This is a genomic window from Nostoc sp., assembly GCF_054880495.1.
Genome location: NZ_JBTYKD010000226.1, coordinates 1 through 16442, shown reverse-complemented (window position 1 = coordinate 16442; position 16442 = coordinate 1). Strand labels below are relative to the sequence as shown.

Genomic DNA, 16442 nt, shown 5'->3' with positions numbered 1-16442 from the left:
TCGATTCATCGGTTAAAACTGCTGAAATGCTTGTCATATAAACATTTTAGCAGTTTAAAGCTCCGCTTTTTTCTGAGTTTGTGAGAAATCCGGGTTTACCATCCATACCAACAGTTTCTCCAGGCAGTGGTTTGATGTCAAAGAAATTCGCAAGGCATACGGAATACTCGTCGTAATTTATGTGTAATAAATTACGACGAACTGTACTGTAAGAAGGAAGCCTATTTTTTGTGGGTTTCAAGAGGTCTATCAACTCCTCACGGTAGCTTGAAATCCAATCTCCAATCGCTAAAAATCCTTTATTGCCTGCGGCGATCGCCAATGTGAACAGCGCTAGGCATAATGGTAGAGTATGTCGCTGTCCGGCGCGGCGACGGGGGTCTTCTAGACCTGCAAAAGCTTTGATAATTTCGATTTCAGACACGGTAGTAGATGCTTGAAGTAGATATGGCGCTGAATTATACCATATCGCGTCTACATTTAGAATGAAATAGCCCTGATGCCCACCCCACAAGATTGAATAATTTATTTCTTAGAAATCCCTTAGGAGTTTGGAGTAGAAAATTTTGATTTTTTCAATACAGGTAAAATCAAAACTGCTAACTTCTGTATGTCCTCTGAACCTCAGTACTTGCTAAAAAATCGCCGACTAAATAAAGGGAACCACACAAAACGATTAAATCGTCTGTGGTGGCGGTTGAGGTTGCGGCTTCTAATGCTGTAAATAAATCTGGATGTATTTGCCGATCGCTTAATTCGGGACAGAGGTTGTAAGCTAGGTTTGATAATTCCTGTAAATCGGCGGAAGTTCTACCGGGCCAAGGTTCTACTGGTATTGGCACCAAATAAAGGCGATCGCCTGGCCGCAGTAAGGCAGTAAAAATATCAGCATGATCCTTATCGGCAAACATTCCCATAACCCAATTGACGGGTTTGTGGTTAACTGCGTCTAAGCTATCGACATAATCGCGCAGAACTTGAGCGGCGGCGGTATTATGTGCGCCATCAAGTAATAATTGATGGTTTTTCCAAGTAGTCCATTGCATCCGCCCCGGCCATTGGGTTTTTGCCATGCCGTTAATTATGGCTTCTTCAGAAATCTGCCAACCTGATTGTTGGAGAATTTCTAAAGCAGCTAAAGCCAAAGCTGAATTAGTTAATTGAATCTGTCCCGCTAACGCCAAGGAATATTTAATTAAATTAGAATTTTGAATTGTTTGATATTCTGCCCATCCTGGATTTGTTTGACGGGCGGGTTGAGGTGTAAAAATCGGGCATTCTAATTCTAAAGCACGCGATCGCACAACTTTCTCTGCATCCGGTGGCAATGTTCCAACCACAACGGCACATCCAGGTTTGAGAATACCTGCTTTTTCTCTAGCAATGTCAGCGATATTAGGGCCAAGTTGCTGCCAATGTTCTCGGCTGATGGAAGTAATGATCGTAACTAGCGGTTCCAAGCAGACATTGGTAGCATCCAAGCGCCCTCCTAGTCCGACTTCTACCACAGCCACATCTACTTGCTGCTGGGCAAAATATAACCAAGCGGCTGCGGTAATTACTTCAAACTGAGTTACAGAATCGTCACCAGCCTGAATTGCCGCTTGGACTTTTTCTAATAATTGACTCAATTCCTCAGAGGAAATTGGCTGTTCATTCAGACAAATACGTTCGTTCCAATCAACTAAATGGGGGGAAGTGTAGCGTCCTGTATGATAACCCGCTTCAGTAAGTACTGAGGAAAGATAGGCGCAAACTGAACCTTTGCCATTAGTGCCAGCAACGTGAATTAGCGGGATTTGGTGATGGGGATTGCCGAGATTTGCCAATAGATTCACAATGCGATCGAGTCCCAAATGGACACCAAAGCGTTGCAGGGGTTGTATTACAGAATCGATATCCAAGGAAAGGAGTGGGGAGTGGGGAGTGGGGGGACAAGGGAGACTACTTAAACTCAATGCCACATTTATCGTTATGAATAAAACCGACTGCCTCTGTGAAGAGAAACAGCCGGTTAAAGAGTAATGATATTCAGCCGAATTTACGCTTCCTTATCCCAAAAACCTTGAATTTGTCTTAAAGCCGCAGCACCAATATTAAATACTGCCCAGCTAGCAGCAATGGCTACTGGTGCTAAAACGATCGCTATACGAAAATCGATAGAATCCATATCTAGAACCCCTTTTTTAAGTACAAATTAAAGTTTTGCCAACTGCTCTCATTTTTATTGTTAGCTGAAGTGGGCAACTTTTCCCACCCAATATGTAAAGAATATTTACATTATAACTACATCTCCCCCAGTCTTTTCTTTTCTAGGAGACGCTGCGCGAACAATTTTGAATTTTGAATTTTGAATTTTGAATTGATTTCTCCCCACTCCCTAAGACTTGCTAAAACCGATATCAGTACCCTTACCAGCATGAACTAAAGCTAACTTTTGGTAACGTTTAGCGTGTTCAATGAGTTCTGCGGCTTCAATGTCTGTTACTTCTCGTGACACTTTTCCAGGAATACCGACAACTAGGGATAAAGGCGGTATATTTTTAGTTACCACTGCGCCAGCACCAATAATGCTACCAGCGCCTACTCGTACCCCGTCTAAAATCACTGCGCCAATGCCAATTAAACTTCCACGCTCAATGTAAGCGGAATGTACCACAGCGCGATGCCCTACGGTAACATGATCTTCTAAAATTGTCGGAAAACCAGGATCACCATGTAGAATTGCACCATCCTGAATATTTGTACATTCGCCAATTTCAATCCGTTCAACATCTCCTCTAACTACTGCTCCATACCAAATGCTCACACCTGCTGCTATATTTACCGAACCGATAACAACAGCATTGGCTGCGATGAAGGCCGCTTGAGAAAAATCAGGAGATGTCCAGTAAGAAGCGGTAGACACGATAGAATATGAATATGGTACCCAGGAACACTGGAGAAACTCCAACCTTTGAGGCTGGTTGCACAACCAGGATATCACAGCGTCAAGCCTCTACGCTGAGGAAAAGACTAGTGAACAATGTTCCTGCCGGAACCCCCTGTCTGTGCAGCAGTGAGCAAGTAACCCAAAGTTGTAGAGCCGAAGTGTATAATCAAACCCACTCGCGCTGGTGAAGACAAAATTATGTTTGTACGCACTTCATGATGAATCCAGGCTTGCAGTACCCAATGTTTGGGCCGGAAATACAGTGTCCCCATTGTCGCCAGACTATTCCGGCGCTGACATTAACAGATACCTATTTGTGTACACGTCATGGCGCGTTTGAAGCTAATCCTAAAAATGGAGAGTTAATCCATTTGCAATCGGGTCGTAATTGGCGGAGGTGGAATAATGAATGGTATAGACAGCATACTCATCCCGATGGTATTCGCTTTGAAATTCACGAAGCATTAGACAAGCTTTATACCCAAGGCTATCGAGCAACAAAGGTGATTATTGCTCAACGCTATCAGGACTTGATGAGTGGCTACTTAGAACGCAGTACACCTTGGCGTTCTGGAATGCCAGAAGCTACTGCGGCACGTTTGTATGGCTTACCCGTGGAGTTTAGCCCCGATACCTCAGAAGATCCCTGTTGGGAAGTGATTAATTTTGACTTGGAAAAAGAGCCTGGCGTGCCTGTGCGCTACCCTTATTTCAGGTTGTTTGAGTAATGGTCATTAGTCATTAGTCAAATGACCAATGACTAATGACTAATGACTAATGACTAATTTATGCACCACGCTTCTATTCGGACTGCGAATATTCATCGAGCGATCGCTTTCTACGAACATTTAGGGTTTACAATTTCGGAACGCTTTACTACCGGCTACACTCTAGCTTGCTGGATGGAAGGATTGGGCGGCAGAATTGAACTGATCCAAATCCCCGAACCAAAACCAGCCCCAGATGCTTTTGCTGACGAACATTATGTGGGATACTATCATCTCTCGTTCGATTTAACTGAGATTACACCAGATTTACCTAGCTGGTTGACAAGTTTACAAGAACGTGTATCACTAGCTGCTGAGAGTCAACCCGAAGAATTACAACCGTTGAAGGTACTTTTAGAACCGACACAACAGCAAATAGGCGATCGCATTTACGAAGTAGCTTTCATCGCCGATACCGATGGCTTACCTCTGGAATTAATTCGGGTTTTAGCAAAACTCCCATAATTTAGCTTTTTTATTACATTTGTTGTTAATATATTGTTTTTCTGTATTGTTTCGGAGGTAATTTAATTTACAGATATATCTGCTAAATACATATTATGGATTTTCCAGATTTTACTTTTAAGCTTATGGCTAGGAGCAGTTTTTTGTTGAGCGATTAACCTGCTCATAGCCAACATCCAGCTATATTTAACAAAGAAAAATACTACTCAACCTTGCTAGCAAAAACAATAATGCCCTCAACACTGACAGAAAATGTCCGCAAAACAGTGCTGGAGAATGGTCTAACTGTCCTGACAAAGGAAGTGCATACTGCGCCAGTAGTGACGGTGCAGGTGTGGTATAAGGTTGGCTCACGCAACGAAGAACCAGGCGTGAATGGCATTGCCCACCAGTTGGAACACATGATGTTTAAAGGAACAAAAAATCGTCCGATTCAATTTGGACGTTTGTTTAGTGCTTTAGGTAGTGATTCTAATGCTTTCACCAGTTATGACCAAACTGCATATTACGGTACTGTAGAACGAAACAAGCTAAAAGCCCTCTTAGTGCTGGAAGCGGACAGAATGCAAAATTCCCAGATTGAGCCGGAACAATTGGCGAGTGAGAAGCGGGTAGTAATTTCGGAGTTGCAGGGTTACGAAAATAGTCCAGAATATCGCCTTAACCGCGCCGTCATGCAGGCGGTGTTTCCCAATCACGCTTATGGGTTGCCTGTAGGTGGCACCAAAGCGGATGTCGAGAAATTTCAAGTTGAACAGGTACAGAAATATTACCGCAATTTTTACAGTCCTGATAATGCCGTCTTAGTGATTGTTGGAGATTTTCAAACTGCAAATACCCTTGAAACAGTTAAAGAAGTATTTGGCGAATTAGCGAAGAGAGTTAGGAGTGAGGAGCGATGCCCTGAGTCCTTCGGCACCTCTTACCCTGAGCTTGTCGAAGGACTCAGGGTAACACCTGCCGAAGGGTTAGGAGTTAGGAGTAAAAATACTTTTACCTCATCTGACTCAGCACTCAATACTCCCATAGTGTTGCGAGAACCGGGAGCAGGGCGGCTGTTACAAGTTGTGTATCCGCTACCGGATGCAAATCAACCGGATGTGCCGGCGCTGGATGTGATGGATTACATCTTTACAGAGGGACGGAATTCTAGACTTTATCAGGCATTAGTGGAGTCAGGTTTAGCTAATGAAGTCACAGCATCTGTTACCAGTTTGCGAGAATCTGGCTGGTATGAGGTGTTGGTAACGGCTGGTTCTAAACAAGATTTGAAAAAAATTGACTCAATGTTGAGTAGCGCGATCGCCAATGTAGCAGAAAAAGGCGTGACATCTGAGGAAGTAGAACAAGCCAAAACCCAATTAATAGCAGATGTAATTTTGAGTAACCGTGATATCACCTCTCAAGCAATGCGATTGGGACATGATCAAACAACTGCTGGTGATTATCACTACACAGACCGCTATTTAACAGCTGTCCGTCTGGTGAAGCCGACGGATGTTGTCGCTGTGATTAACAAATACCTGAGAAAAGAAGCCCGGACAGTAGGCTTTTTTGAACCAACCCAGAAGCAGATAACAGAAGTTGGTGACAAACCAGACTCAGCCCAAACTACAGAGAATTTCTCTCCTGCAGCACCTGTGCTTCTGTCTGAGGTGGTGAAGTATTTACCGCCATCAGCTACAGATGCGTTGCTTGCCGTCGTTGGCATTAGCGCAGGGTTAGCGAGTCCTCTGCCAAGGGGAGACGCCAAGGGCGAACGAGCGTTAGCCTCTGGTAGAGAAGACATCGCCCAAGTATTACCAGAGCAATTTAAATTGACCAACGGACTGCGGATATTACTATTAAGAGATAATAGTACTCCTACCGTTACCCTGAGCGGACATATTCAAGCGGGGACGGAATTTGATCCAGATAATCAAGCTGGGCTGGCTGCTTTTGTAGCAGCAAATTTGCTAAATGGCACTAATAGCAAGAATGTCTTAACTATTGCCAAAGTCTTGGCAGAACGAGGGGCTAGTCTAGACTTTCAAGCATATAGTGAAGGTGTGCATATTGAGGGTGATAGTTTAGCAGAGGATTTGCCGATACTCATTGAAGTATTGGCAGATGTTGTTAAAAATTGTACCTTTCCAGTCAAAGATTTGGAACTGCATCGCCAACAAACTTTAACTGATCTGCAACAGGAATTAGATGAGCCATCAGAAGTAGCCAAAAGAATATTTGTTCAGTCAATTTACCCGAAAAAACATCCCTTACACACCTTTCCTACAGAGGAGAGTTTACAGCAGATTCAGCGCCAGGATGTAATTGATTTCAAAGCTAAACATTATCGTCCAGATACGACAGTGCTAGCCCTGGTGGGAGATTTTGATCTGGACAAAGTGCGATCGCTGCTTAAAAATGAGTTTGGTAACTGGGAAGTTAGTGGGGAAGCACCGACATTAAAATATCCCCCGGTATCAATGCCGGAGAAAATAGTCAGTCTCAACCCAGTTTTACCCGGTAAAGCCCAAGCTGTTACTTATATGGGTTGCACAAGTATTAACCGTTATGATCATCGGTTTCACGCAGCCTTAGTATTAAACCAGATTTTGGGAGGCGATACCTTATCTAGTAGATTAGGTGCAGAAGTGCGCGATCGCCAAGGTTTGAGTTATGGAATTTATAGCTACTTCCAAGCTCTTAAGAATGCCGGGACATTTTTGATTGAGATGCAGACTAGTCCAGAAGATAGCACCAAAGCGATCGCTAGTACCCGCCAAATCTTACAGCAAATCCATCAGCAAGGCGTCACCGCACTGGAAGTAGAAACAGCTAAATGCACCCTCATCAGCAATTACAACGTTTCCTTGGCAAACCCAGAGGAATTAACAGATAGAATTCTGATCAATGAGGTATATGGATTAGATAAAGTAGAATTGCACTCTTTCACTGATAAAATCCAGAAAGTTACCCTTGCCCAAGTCAATCAAGCGGCTCGTGAGTTACTCCACCCAGATCAAATCCTGGCCGTCACTGCTGGTTCATCTGTATTAGCAGAAAAAAGTATTCGCTAAGGAACATGGATTAAATAAATACAAAACTTCATCCTGTCTCTAGCTTCCCTCTCCTTTATAAGGAGAGGGATTGAGGGTGAGGTAAACCGGGGACATAAATTGGATTGTTATTTAATTCTTATTCGCTAACTGGGGACAAATGACAAATGACAAATGACAAATATTAATCTAGCTCATCAGGATTCACGCCTAACTGACGCAAACGTTCTGTTAATTGTTCTGCCTTTTGTCTTGCTTGAGTCGCTTCTTGTTTGGCCGTAGCCGCTTCTTGTTTGGCCGTAGCTGCTTCTTGTTTAGCCGTAGCCGCTTCTTCTGTGGGTACTGGAATTAATTCTCCTGCTAAGGTAAACCACCTTAACCACAACTTAGAAATATCTTGAAATGACCCCTGCCATAATCCTAAACTTAAGCCCAACTCTGGCATTGGTAAACGTCCCTGAGTCAAATTCATCGGTTCATAGTGACCGCCTGCTAGCTGAAAAGCTTGGAGTTCATCAGTGTAGCGGCTAAAAACAATATAGTAGGGAACCCGCAGAATTCGTTCATAAACTTCCCATTTGCTGGGAGGTTTATGGGCTGCGTTTTTTTTCATACCTAAATCTTCCGCTTCTGTACCTGGAGATAATAATTCCACTACCACAAAGGGATTTGCTGGTTCTTGCCAAGTTACATAACTTAAACGCAAGTCCTCCCCTTTGTAGAGTTTTGAGACTCCTACCACACCAAACCAATCTGGGCGCTTATACCATAAAGGATGCTGGAGATCATAGTAGAGATTAAGGTCAGCAGCGCTGTAAACTAATTCTGGATTCCAGATAGTGGGTTGAAAAGTTAAGTATAAAAGTAAAGGCTGTAAAAAGTGAAAATCGTCTGGCAAACCTGGTTCCTCTGGGTTCTCACTTGGTAAATCATACATCGTTGGTAGGGTTTCCCAAGGAGGAAGGGGAGGGTCAGATTGAGGGATAAAGGGAGGAGAGGAAGTCATAAGGAATTTGGGAGGAAATTGATTAATTATATTGGTAAATGCTATCAGTTGCGGTTAACTAATCTTAGTCAGGGACTTCCAACAAATAAATTACCCAATCTTGTGGGGTGGGCATCTTGCCCGCCTTAGCTTAGGGGCGCTCGTGTCGCCCACCCCACAAGAAGTAGTTGAGTACTTTTTTATTTGGAAGTCCCTCAACTGAAAAACTATTTTACCGCCAAACATTTTGCCAATGGCATCTGGACGCCAAAAGTCGAAGCAGAGTAAGTACAAATTAAAGCAGTCATTCATGAACTGGAACTCAAATCCAATACATCAGGAGTATGCGAATGTGTTATTCTATATACGTTAGCGGCTAAACTGCAAGAATCCCTATAGGGATTAAAATAACTTAAATTATAGATATTATTTCTCAAGTAATCTAGAGAAAGCATTCATACTTCAGCAGCACAACCACCAGTAATTATTAATTTATGAACATTTTCAGTAACTTACTTTCTCAAACAAGTCAGCCTGCAACTGCGAAAAAACAACGCCGAGGAATTGAAATTAAATCGCTGCGTGAAATTGAAATCATGCGGCAATCAGCGACAATTGTAGCAACTGTTCTAAAAGAAATTTCCGAGCTAGTAAAGCCAGGAATGACAACGGCTGATTTGGATGTTTATGCAGAAAAACGCATCCGCGAAATGGGTGCAACACCGAGTTTTAAAGGATATCACGGTTTTCCCGGTTCTATCTGTTCCAGTATTAATAATGAAGCAGTACATGGCATTCCTAGTCCCAAGAAAGTCATTCGCCTGGGGGATGTATTAAAAGTAGATACGGGCGCTTATTACCAAGGTTTTCATGGTGATTCTTGCATTTCAATTGCTGTCGGTGAAATAACCCAAGAAGCTGCTAAATTAATTCGCATAGCAGAAGAAGCTTTATATAAGGGCATTGAACAAGTTAAGGCGGGTGCATACCTGCTTGACTTAGCTGGAGCAATTGAAGATCATGTAAAAGTTAACGGTTTTAGTATAGTCGAAGAATTCACTGGACACGGTGTTGGTCGTAACCTGCATGAAGAACCTTCAGTATTCAACTACCGTACCCGCGAGATGCCAAATGTTAAACTCCGTGCGGGGATGACGCTGGCAATTGAGCCAATTTTAAATGCGGGTTCTAGACACACGCGAACATTATCTGACCGTTGGACTGCTGTCACTGTGGATAATTCTTTGTCGGCTCAGTTTGAGCATACAGTGTTGGTAACGGAAACTGGTTATGAGATTTTGACTGACCGTTCTAAGGTGTAATGATTAGTCCTTGTTTTCTAAGCACTGAAGTGCTTAGAAAACAAGGACTAAAAAGCAGAAACAAAACGCGATCGCAGAACGGATATTGGTTGTGTAAATAGAATCAGCCCAAGCCCGTGAAGAACTTAAACCAATAGTAGATAAAATGCTTATTGCTATTGATGCACTTGCAAAAAACCTACCAGTCCCTTTGGAAATGTGCTGTACTAAAAAATTATTAACCATATTACTCTGTTTGTAGATAGATGCCAAATTTAAGTATTCATTCGTAATTGTTCCAGTGAGGGTTACCATCTGTCAATCAAACTTCTCAATATTGTAAAAAAACTCTACCTAGATAGAGGCTTTTTTAATACTCCTGTAATTCGCTGGTTGCAAGCATTAGATATTCCATTTGTCATGCCTGCTATCAAGACGGGAAAGCAAGGAGGAATTAAGCAATTTCTCAAGGGTAAAAAAAGTACAGCGCAAATATCAAGTAGTTGAAAGCATTTATATTCCAACAGGTTAGTACTAACAATTTCTCGACCAACTAATCATAAGTAATCATAATCTATACTATAGGAATCATATTTGATTTCTGAAAAAATCTCGGTAGTCTTGTAGTAGCCCCTCTTGGCTAGAATGTTGGAAAAAAATTGTAGGTTGGGGAGCCACTGCGTTGCGCGGGTTTCCCGCGTTGTAGCAAGTGGCGTTGGAGGCTTTGCCAAAGCCAACATCCTGATAATCAGTTGGGTTGCGCTCTGCTCCACCCAACCTACGTCTAATGCATTATTTTAGCCTAGACATTCCACTGACCGTTCTAAGGTGTAATTGTTAGTTGTTTTTAACGCAAAGGTTCGCGGAGCGAAGCGCAAAGGAACGCGGAGAATATTAAACTTGTGTTGAAAATCAGGACTTAGGCGGAAAGTTTAGTTTTAGATTATCTTCCTGATAGCCGCATAGTTAGTTTTATAAAGAGGAAGCGTTTCTTTAGCTTCTATAGAGACAAATGTAGTCTCTGGAATCGCTTCTAATAAATTAATTGCTTGCTCCCATTTATCTTTTGCTTGCTGGCGAATTCGTCGTGAATGAGGTGAGTTTTGTCTAACTAAATTAGCTTCTATGGCTAGTTTTTGGGCTGATTCTAAATTTGCTAAGGCTTCCTTTTCAATTAAGACTCTTTGACTGATAAATTTATAGTTAATCTGATAGTAAGCTAATTTATTCTTTGCTCGATCAGAAACTGATGTTTGATTAGGAATACTATCTAACAAGATTATTGCCTGATGCCATTTGTTTTGTGCTTGTTGCCAGACTTGTAGAGGATGCGGCGGATTTTGAACCAGAGAAGCAGCCTCCATACCAAGTTTTTGAGCAGATTTAAAGTTAGCGATGGCTCCGCCGTCGTCTGCGACGCTCGCACTTCCTTCTTGAGTTAAACTTAGACTTATCTCCTGGAATTGTGGACTTTGCTCTTTAATTTTCCAAGCACCAAAACCTAAGATTAATAAACTTGAGGCTATTATCAAAGCTGAATGGACTATTTTTTGTGTCGAAAACTTTGGTACTATTTCTACTTTCTGGCTAATAATTGCTTCTTTATTAATTTCTTGTTCAAGCTTTTTTAGGGCTTCTTCTGCTTGCTGCCTTAAAGTGTCACCCTGAATAATTAAAGCAGCAATTTGTTCTTGGAAAAAATCACAATCATTAAGAATATCTGTCAATTCTTGAAATTTACCATCACTCGATATAATTAATTCGTGGTCATCATCTAACCACTCTAAAGCAAAGCCAGATTTACCATAAAAAGCAGACACCCCTAATAAGATATTTAATAAGCTATGACTATTTTTAATAGTATTAAAAATATAACTTAATTTTTGCTGTAATTGTAATAGCTCATTTTGAGAATTGCTGATTGTTTGAATTTGACGTTCTAAAATATTAGAGTTGCTAAAGGCTAAGTTAATATTTAAGCTTTCAGCAATTACCTGAAAATTGGCGGTTATACTGAGATGATTAATATCAGAATTTAGTTGATTAACCAACTTAACATCACTCAGAATATCAGCGGCGATTGCCTGCAAAAAATAACCCCATTCAATCCAAGAATTAATTTTTGATTGTAAATCAGTTAATGAAATTTTAGTTTGTAAGTTGCCAAATTTTTCTGCGATCGCGGGATCTACTAATGCCACACTAGGTATAAACAAATTAGCTCCTGTACTGATTCGAGGCAGTGTGGCGATCGCCGAATTTTTGATGCGATCAAATTTCAATTCCTGAGGAATTAATTTTTTAAGATTCCGTAGTTGTTCCTGAGCATTATTGATCAGGATAATTTGCTCCATGATTTGATTAGAATCGCCAATAGTCAGTTTTAGACTCGGAATCAGTGCTGGCAATTCACTCACAAGTACTTCTAGGTTAGCCATAGATACCCCTTAAGCATTTGTCGAAAGTTGTTAGTTGTTTATGCGAAACAATTAAAATGGCTTGAGTAAGACTGTAACCACGCCTGTTGCATCTCAGCATCCTAGTTGATTGACAAATCTCAGGAGCCATAAAATGTATAGTTCCCAGAAATCCTGCTAAAGTAACAATTTAAGTTTTAAAATCCCAGAGAAAGACAAAATTACCCATTCACTAATGTATGAATGAAGTTGATTTAGCATTTACCCCAGCCCTAGAGTTGGCGCAATTAATCCGTCGCCGGGAAGTATCACCGCTAGAGTTGGTGGAAATATATTTAGAACGGATTGGGCAGTTGAATCCTAAATTAGGAAGTTATTTTACGGTGACGGCAGAACTAGCGATCGCAGATGCTAAAGCCAAAACAGAATTACTGACAACTGCCTCAGAACTACCGCCATTTTTTGGGGTGCCGATTTCCATTAAAGACCTCAACGCTGTCGCGGGTGTTACCTGTACCTATGGGAATCCGGCATTGCTGAACAATGTCCCTAACTATGATGATGGGGTTGTTACCCGAATTAAGCAAGCTGGGTTTACTATTCTTGGTAAAACAGCGACTTCCGAATTAGGTTCATTACCTTACAGCGAACCTACGGGTTTTCCCCCAGCCAGAAATCCGTGGAATTTAGAATACACCCCTGGCGGTTCTAGTGGTGGCGCGGCGGCGGCGGTAGCAGCAGGATTGTGTGCGATCGCTCAAGGTTCTGATGGCGGTGGTTCAATTCGGGGGCCTGCGGCTTGTTGTGGTTTGGTGGGACTCAAACCATCCAGGGGCAGGGTGAGTAAAGCACCCGTAGGCGAACGCCTGGCTGGAATTGCCGCCAACGGACCGATCGCCCGCACTGTCGCTGATGCTGCGGCTTTTTTAGATGCCATCTCTGGCTATATCACAGGCGATCCTTACTGGTTGCCAGATCCCGAACCATCATTTCTCGCCGCTACTCAGACAAAACTCGGTGCTTTGCGAATTGCTTTTGACACTAACATTTCTCCTTTGGGAGAAGCTGACGCCAACTGTCAGCAAGGTGTCCGCCAAACAGTCCAGTTATTAGAACAACTCGGCCACCAAGTTGAACAGAAATCTCCAGATTTTAGCGGTTTAATTGAACCATTTCAAATCGTCTGGCAAGCTGGGGTGGCGGCATCGGGACTTCCTGTTGAAGCTTTGCAACCAGTGAATCGGTGGCTATTTGCCCGCACAGGTTCTGTTGCCGAGTACCTGAAAGCAGTTTCTCAAATGCAGATAGTGGCACGGCAGATTGTGGCGTTTTTCGATGCCGTGGATGTGCTGGTATTGCCAGTTTATCTACATTCACCGATCATGGTTGGGGAATGGGCTTCGTTGAGTCCAGAAGAGACATTCCAAAATATTATTCAATGGGTTGCCCCTTGTCCGCCTGCTAATGCAACTGGACAACCTGCGATCGCAATTCCTGTAGGTTTTGATAGTAAAGGTTTACCTATGAGTGTGCAGCTAATTGGTAAACCTGCGGCTGAAGCCACACTCATCAGCCTAGCAGCACAATTAGAAGCGGCTAACCCTTGGATTGATCATCGTCCAGCCTTGGCAATATCGAGCTAATCATGCAGGCATCCCTAGAACAACTTTCACAAATTATTGTGTTTGCAAGTTTAGAAACAGCAGGCAGATTAACATCCTCCCACCCCTTGCAAGGGTGGGATTCTCAGATAATTAAATATAATGATGTTCTTATTATTTTTATTCAATTTTTTTTTGTTTAACATAGTTACGAAAGTCATTTATTGTGACTTGATCGAGCCATTGATGATATTCTTTGGTATAGTCACCATAGCCCACTTCTAACTGCTGTAAAAATCTCAGGGTTCCTGCTACCCCTAAAGCATCAATTAGGGCTTTATATCCTTGCTGTCTAATTTCCGTCGGTTTCATTGTTTTCTTCCTCTGTTTGTAAAATATTCATTAACCAAATCGTCGGATTTTCGACTTCTATTTTTAAAATATTTTGAAATTGCTTTGCTTTCCTGAACAGGCGATCGTCAGTCGTCAAAAATATATCTGCTTCTCACGCTTCTGCAAAAGCTAAATGTAACGCATCGTGAAACTTGAAGCTCAACTTCATTAATTCTTCTGCTCTCAAGTCAATATTTTAACTGACGCAACTATTGGTACATCAATGAATAACTGATGGGTAGGGATTGTTCGTAGTTTGCGCTTTAGCGAAGACAGTACAGACTACGAACTTATGAAATTAAGTTGCCCGATCAATTTTTTGTACTTCTTGATCAGATAGTTTCACATTAATAGCTTCTACTGAGTCTTCAATGCTGGAAACCTTGCTAGCACCAGGAATTGGCAAAATAGCGGGAGACTTGGAACGCAACCACGCCAAAACGATATTATACAGTGACACGCCTTTTTCTTTAGCTAACTGAGCGATCGCAGAAATATCTTGCAAGTTCTGATGGCGACGACTACCACCAAAGGGACTCCAAGGCAAAAAGGTCAATCCTTCCTGTTCGCAATACTTCAACACGCCGTCATTTTCTGGCTGTCGTTGCCAAGGGCTGTATTGATTCTGCACTGAGATAATATCCACTACATCCCGCGCCTGCTTAATTTGTTCAACGGAAAAGTTAGAAACTCCCACAAAGCGAATCAAACCAGCCTCCACTGCTTCTTTAACTGCTGCAAGAGATTCTTCAATGGTGTAATTAGTATCGGGAGAATGGTATTGCCAAACATCGATGGGTTTAGCACCACCTAACGCCTCAAAGCTGACTCGAATTGTTTGGCGTAAATGTTCTGGGTTGCCGTTGCTTGTCCAACTGCCATTGGGACGCATCAACCCGCCCTTAGTTGCCACAATCACTTGGCTAACATCGCCTTTGTAACTACTAAGTGCCTTGTGAATTAGCCGCTCGTTGTGATGCTTATCTGACTCATCTTTGCAGTAAGAATCGGCAGTGTCAATAAATGTAATACCCAACTCCAAGGCGCGATGAATAACTTGGATTGATTGCGATTCGGGAGGGCGATTAGAAATTGACATGGGCATACCACCCAAACCGATCGCACTCACAAATATATCAGTTTTTCCTAGCTGTTTGGTTTCCATACTTCTAGCTATAGCTTTCTGCCCCAATTATCTATCAGTTAGCCAAAAATTTTTTAGCGATTCATCATAAATCTTCCCTAGTACTTAGACTTGGTGATCAGTAAATGGTCTGCAAGGGGAACACTCTACTCAGAGGTTAAAGATTCTATACACAAGTACCGATGAAAATTGTAGAGGAAACCCGTACTAGATTGCAGTTAAAGCATCGACCACTGAGATATTGGTTTAGCGGGTGGTGCATTTTTACTATCTGTTTAAGTTTTTTGATTTACTGCTTAGTTTTTGATTCTGCTTCAGTTAGTCTCAATTGTACTCGACCTTCACCAAACCAACTTAACTGTGAGTTGAAGCGGTTTAATTTACTGGGAAGTATGGAGAAACTTAAAATCTTTGATCTCCAGGAAGCATACGTCTTAACAAAGATTGGTAGCAAAGGGAGCAAAACCTATCAAGTTATGATTGTAACTCCATTTGGAGACTTTGCTCTTTTATCCCATGTTCCCTATGAAGAGAATCAGGAAATTGCCTTTAAAATCAACGATTTTATCAACTCTGGGCAAACTTCCTTATTAGTGCAGCAGAATCAGCGAAATTATCTATTTTTCTTAAGTTTATTTATATTGATTATTATGGCGAGCGCTGCTTTTTTTGCCACATCACCTGTAACTACCTGCACCTTCTATAAAAGTATTGACAAGGTATTTATCGAACGTAAAAGTCTGCGTGGCAACCAGATTATCGAACATCCACTAGAAAATATTCTGCGTTTTGATATCCAAGAAAAGCAATATAAATACTCCAAACTTTATCGGGTTGTAATTGTGCTACAATCCTTCAAGGAAATTCCAATTAATCCACAATATACTGATGAAAAGAGCATCGGATATGCAATTTATAGGATTCACTCATTCCTAAAATTTTAATTGAAATTACCCCTAGGGTAGCTTGCTGACCCAAACTTTCTGGCATTAAGTCCGCGCAGATTATACAGCAATCCTGAATCATTCGGAAGAAACAAGATCCCTGACTTCTCAAATACAGCACATTTCATCTGAATGAGGTACACAAGGGCGGGCAGGATGCCCACCCCACAAGATTTATCATATTAAGATGTGTACTTAATTTACCTGCAAAGTGCTGTAAACTACAAATACTCACTTTGTCAGTTTGTCTAATTAAGCTATGTTTAGTAGATAAAGTAAATAGCCTAGATGATCGGTTGTTATTCCCCACTTGACATAAAGCATTGTGAGTGCAAAACGTCTACCAGAAACCATTGCCCGTGTCAGAATTACCCGCCAATCCTGGCAACATGGCTTCCTTGAAGGCGAAGTGAATGCGGGTGAGTTTGAGTGGCATTTCCAGTGGCATTTTCGCC

17 protein-coding genes and 2 pseudogenes are annotated in these 16442 nt (G+C 41.9%); 9 read left to right on the top strand and 10 right to left on the bottom strand.

Features of this window, described 5'->3' with window-relative positions; translation table 11 throughout:
* Positions 1 to 46 precede the first annotated feature (46 nt).
* From ACYTXL_RS21635 to ACYTXL_RS21620, 4 genes are all read right to left on the bottom strand, one after another.
* Complete coding sequence (locus ACYTXL_RS21635; RefSeq protein ID WP_461926525.1) at positions 47 to 424, bottom strand: transposase family protein; 378 nt, start codon at positions 422 to 424, stop codon at positions 47 to 49.
* 175 nt (positions 425 to 599) lie between these two features.
* The gene (locus tag ACYTXL_RS21630; protein ID WP_461926524.1) at positions 600 to 1904 is read right to left on the bottom strand and encodes a bifunctional folylpolyglutamate synthase/dihydrofolate synthase; all 1305 of its coding nucleotides are present in this window, start codon (positions 1902 to 1904) and stop codon (positions 600 to 602) included.
* 137 nt (positions 1905 to 2041) lie between these two features.
* Positions 2042 to 2170 (bottom strand): photosystem II protein Y, encoded by a 129-nt coding sequence (locus tag ACYTXL_RS21625; RefSeq protein WP_292799534.1) that lies wholly within the window; start codon positions 2168 to 2170, stop codon positions 2042 to 2044.
* Positions 2171 to 2380: 210 nt separating this feature from the next.
* Positions 2381 to 2908: a gamma carbonic anhydrase family protein gene (locus ACYTXL_RS21620; RefSeq protein WP_461926523.1), complete on the bottom strand. Its 528-nt coding sequence runs from the start codon at positions 2906 to 2908 to the stop codon at positions 2381 to 2383.
* A 239-nt stretch (positions 2909 to 3147) separates the two neighbouring features.
* On the opposite strand from ACYTXL_RS21620, the gene ACYTXL_RS21615 reads away from it, so the two are divergent.
* The 3 genes from ACYTXL_RS21615 (at position 3148) to ACYTXL_RS21605 (ending at position 7223) form a co-directional block, all read left to right on the top strand.
* Positions 3148 to 3660 carry a TIGR02652 family protein gene (locus ACYTXL_RS21615; protein WP_461926522.1) on the top strand — a complete coding sequence of 171 codons (513 nt, stop codon included), beginning with the start codon at positions 3148 to 3150 and terminating at the stop codon, positions 3658 to 3660.
* Positions 3661 to 3720: 60 nt separating this feature from the next.
* Positions 3721 to 4164, top strand: coding sequence for a VOC family protein (locus ACYTXL_RS21610; protein ID WP_461926521.1), 444 nt, complete (start codon positions 3721 to 3723; stop codon positions 4162 to 4164).
* 230 nt (positions 4165 to 4394) lie between these two features.
* A complete protein-coding gene (locus ACYTXL_RS21605) occupies positions 4395 to 7223 on the top strand; it encodes a M16 family metallopeptidase (protein ID WP_461926520.1) in 2829 nt (942 codons plus the stop codon).
* Positions 7224 to 7386: 163 nt separating this feature from the next.
* Here the strand turns inward: ACYTXL_RS21605 and ACYTXL_RS21600 are convergent, their stop codons facing one another.
* Complete coding sequence (locus tag ACYTXL_RS21600) at positions 7387 to 8208, bottom strand: Uma2 family endonuclease (protein ID WP_461926519.1); 822 nt, start codon at positions 8206 to 8208, stop codon at positions 7387 to 7389.
* A gap of 195 nt (positions 8209 to 8403) precedes the next feature.
* Here ACYTXL_RS21600 and ACYTXL_RS21595 point away from each other — a divergent pair.
* Positions 8404 to 8472: pseudogene (locus ACYTXL_RS21595) on the top strand (copper-binding protein); the annotation flags it as partial.
* Positions 8473 to 8681: 209 nt separating this feature from the next.
* Positions 8682 to 9509, top strand: coding sequence for a type I methionyl aminopeptidase (gene map, locus ACYTXL_RS21590; protein WP_461926518.1), 828 nt, complete (start codon positions 8682 to 8684; stop codon positions 9507 to 9509).
* A 33-nt stretch (positions 9510 to 9542) separates the two neighbouring features.
* Here the strand turns inward: map and ACYTXL_RS21585 are convergent, their stop codons facing one another.
* On the bottom strand, positions 9543 to 9803 hold the full coding sequence (locus ACYTXL_RS21585) for a hypothetical protein (RefSeq protein ID WP_461926517.1): 261 nt from the start codon (positions 9801 to 9803) through the stop codon (positions 9543 to 9545).
* A gap of 24 nt (positions 9804 to 9827) precedes the next feature.
* Between ACYTXL_RS21585 and ACYTXL_RS21580 the strand changes: the two are divergent.
* Positions 9828 to 9971, top strand: a pseudogene (locus ACYTXL_RS21580) (ISH3 family transposase); the annotation flags it as partial.
* 455 nt (positions 9972 to 10426) lie between these two features.
* Here ACYTXL_RS21580 and ACYTXL_RS21575 read toward each other — a convergent pair.
* Complete coding sequence (locus ACYTXL_RS21575) at positions 10427 to 11926, bottom strand: hypothetical protein (RefSeq protein WP_461921842.1); 1500 nt, start codon at positions 11924 to 11926, stop codon at positions 10427 to 10429.
* A 218-nt stretch (positions 11927 to 12144) separates the two neighbouring features.
* Between ACYTXL_RS21575 and ACYTXL_RS21570 the strand changes: the two genes are divergently transcribed.
* Entirely contained in the window at positions 12145 to 13548 is a 1404-nt protein-coding gene (locus ACYTXL_RS21570; protein ID WP_461921843.1) for an amidase, read from the top strand.
* Between the two features lie 138 nt (positions 13549 to 13686).
* Here the strand turns inward: ACYTXL_RS21570 and ACYTXL_RS21565 are convergent, their stop codons facing one another.
* From ACYTXL_RS21565 to ACYTXL_RS21555, 3 genes are all read right to left on the bottom strand, one after another.
* Positions 13687 to 13878: a hypothetical protein gene (locus tag ACYTXL_RS21565; protein WP_461921844.1), complete on the bottom strand. Its 192-nt coding sequence runs from the start codon at positions 13876 to 13878 to the stop codon at positions 13687 to 13689.
* Entirely contained in the window at positions 13859 to 13996 is a 138-nt protein-coding gene (locus ACYTXL_RS21560; RefSeq protein WP_461921845.1) for a hypothetical protein, read from the bottom strand. The genes ACYTXL_RS21565 and ACYTXL_RS21560 overlap by 20 nt, the downstream gene beginning before the upstream one ends.
* Positions 13997 to 14197: 201 nt before the next feature.
* Positions 14198 to 15064, bottom strand: a complete 867-nt coding sequence (locus ACYTXL_RS21555; protein WP_461921846.1) for an aldo/keto reductase — start codon at positions 15062 to 15064, stop codon at positions 14198 to 14200.
* A gap of 371 nt (positions 15065 to 15435) precedes the next feature.
* Between ACYTXL_RS21555 and ACYTXL_RS21550 the strand changes: the two genes are divergently transcribed.
* Positions 15436 to 15987 carry a hypothetical protein gene (locus tag ACYTXL_RS21550; protein WP_461921847.1) on the top strand — a complete coding sequence of 184 codons (552 nt, stop codon included), beginning with the start codon at positions 15436 to 15438 and terminating at the stop codon, positions 15985 to 15987.
* A gap of 325 nt (positions 15988 to 16312) precedes the next feature.
* The coding region (locus ACYTXL_RS21545) for a DUF3146 family protein (protein ID WP_461926526.1) at positions 16313 to 16442 on the top strand (130 nt) is incomplete at its 3' end.

Excerpts from the sequence above, each read along its gene's own strand:
- ACYTXL_RS21625 (WP_292799534.1), bottom strand. The coding sequence starts at position 2,170 with ATGGATTCTATCGATTTTCGTATAGCGATCGTTTTAGCACCAGTAGCC.
- ACYTXL_RS21615 (WP_461926522.1), top strand. The coding sequence starts at position 3,148 with ATGATGAATCCAGGCTTGCAGTACCCAATGTTTGGGCCGGAAATACAG.
- ACYTXL_RS21610 (WP_461926521.1), top strand. The coding sequence starts at position 3,721 with ATGCACCACGCTTCTATTCGGACTGCGAATATTCATCGAGCGATCGCT.
- ACYTXL_RS21605 (WP_461926520.1), top strand. The coding sequence starts at position 4,395 with ATGCCCTCAACACTGACAGAAAATGTCCGCAAAACAGTGCTGGAGAAT.
- ACYTXL_RS21600 (WP_461926519.1), bottom strand. The coding sequence starts at position 8,208 with ATGACTTCCTCTCCTCCCTTTATCCCTCAATCTGACCCTCCCCTTCCT.
- map (WP_461926518.1), top strand. The coding sequence starts at position 8,682 with ATGAACATTTTCAGTAACTTACTTTCTCAAACAAGTCAGCCTGCAACT.
- ACYTXL_RS21585 (WP_461926517.1), bottom strand. The coding sequence starts at position 9,803 with ATGGTAACCCTCACTGGAACAATTACGAATGAATACTTAAATTTGGCA.
- ACYTXL_RS21575 (WP_461921842.1), bottom strand. The coding sequence starts at position 11,926 with ATGGCTAACCTAGAAGTACTTGTGAGTGAATTGCCAGCACTGATTCCG.
- ACYTXL_RS21570 (WP_461921843.1), top strand. The coding sequence starts at position 12,145 with ATGAATGAAGTTGATTTAGCATTTACCCCAGCCCTAGAGTTGGCGCAA.
- ACYTXL_RS21565 (WP_461921844.1), bottom strand. The coding sequence starts at position 13,878 with ATGAAACCGACGGAAATTAGACAGCAAGGATATAAAGCCCTAATTGAT.
- ACYTXL_RS21555 (WP_461921846.1), bottom strand. The coding sequence starts at position 15,064 with ATGGAAACCAAACAGCTAGGAAAAACTGATATATTTGTGAGTGCGATC.
- ACYTXL_RS21550 (WP_461921847.1), top strand. The coding sequence starts at position 15,436 with ATGGAGAAACTTAAAATCTTTGATCTCCAGGAAGCATACGTCTTAACA.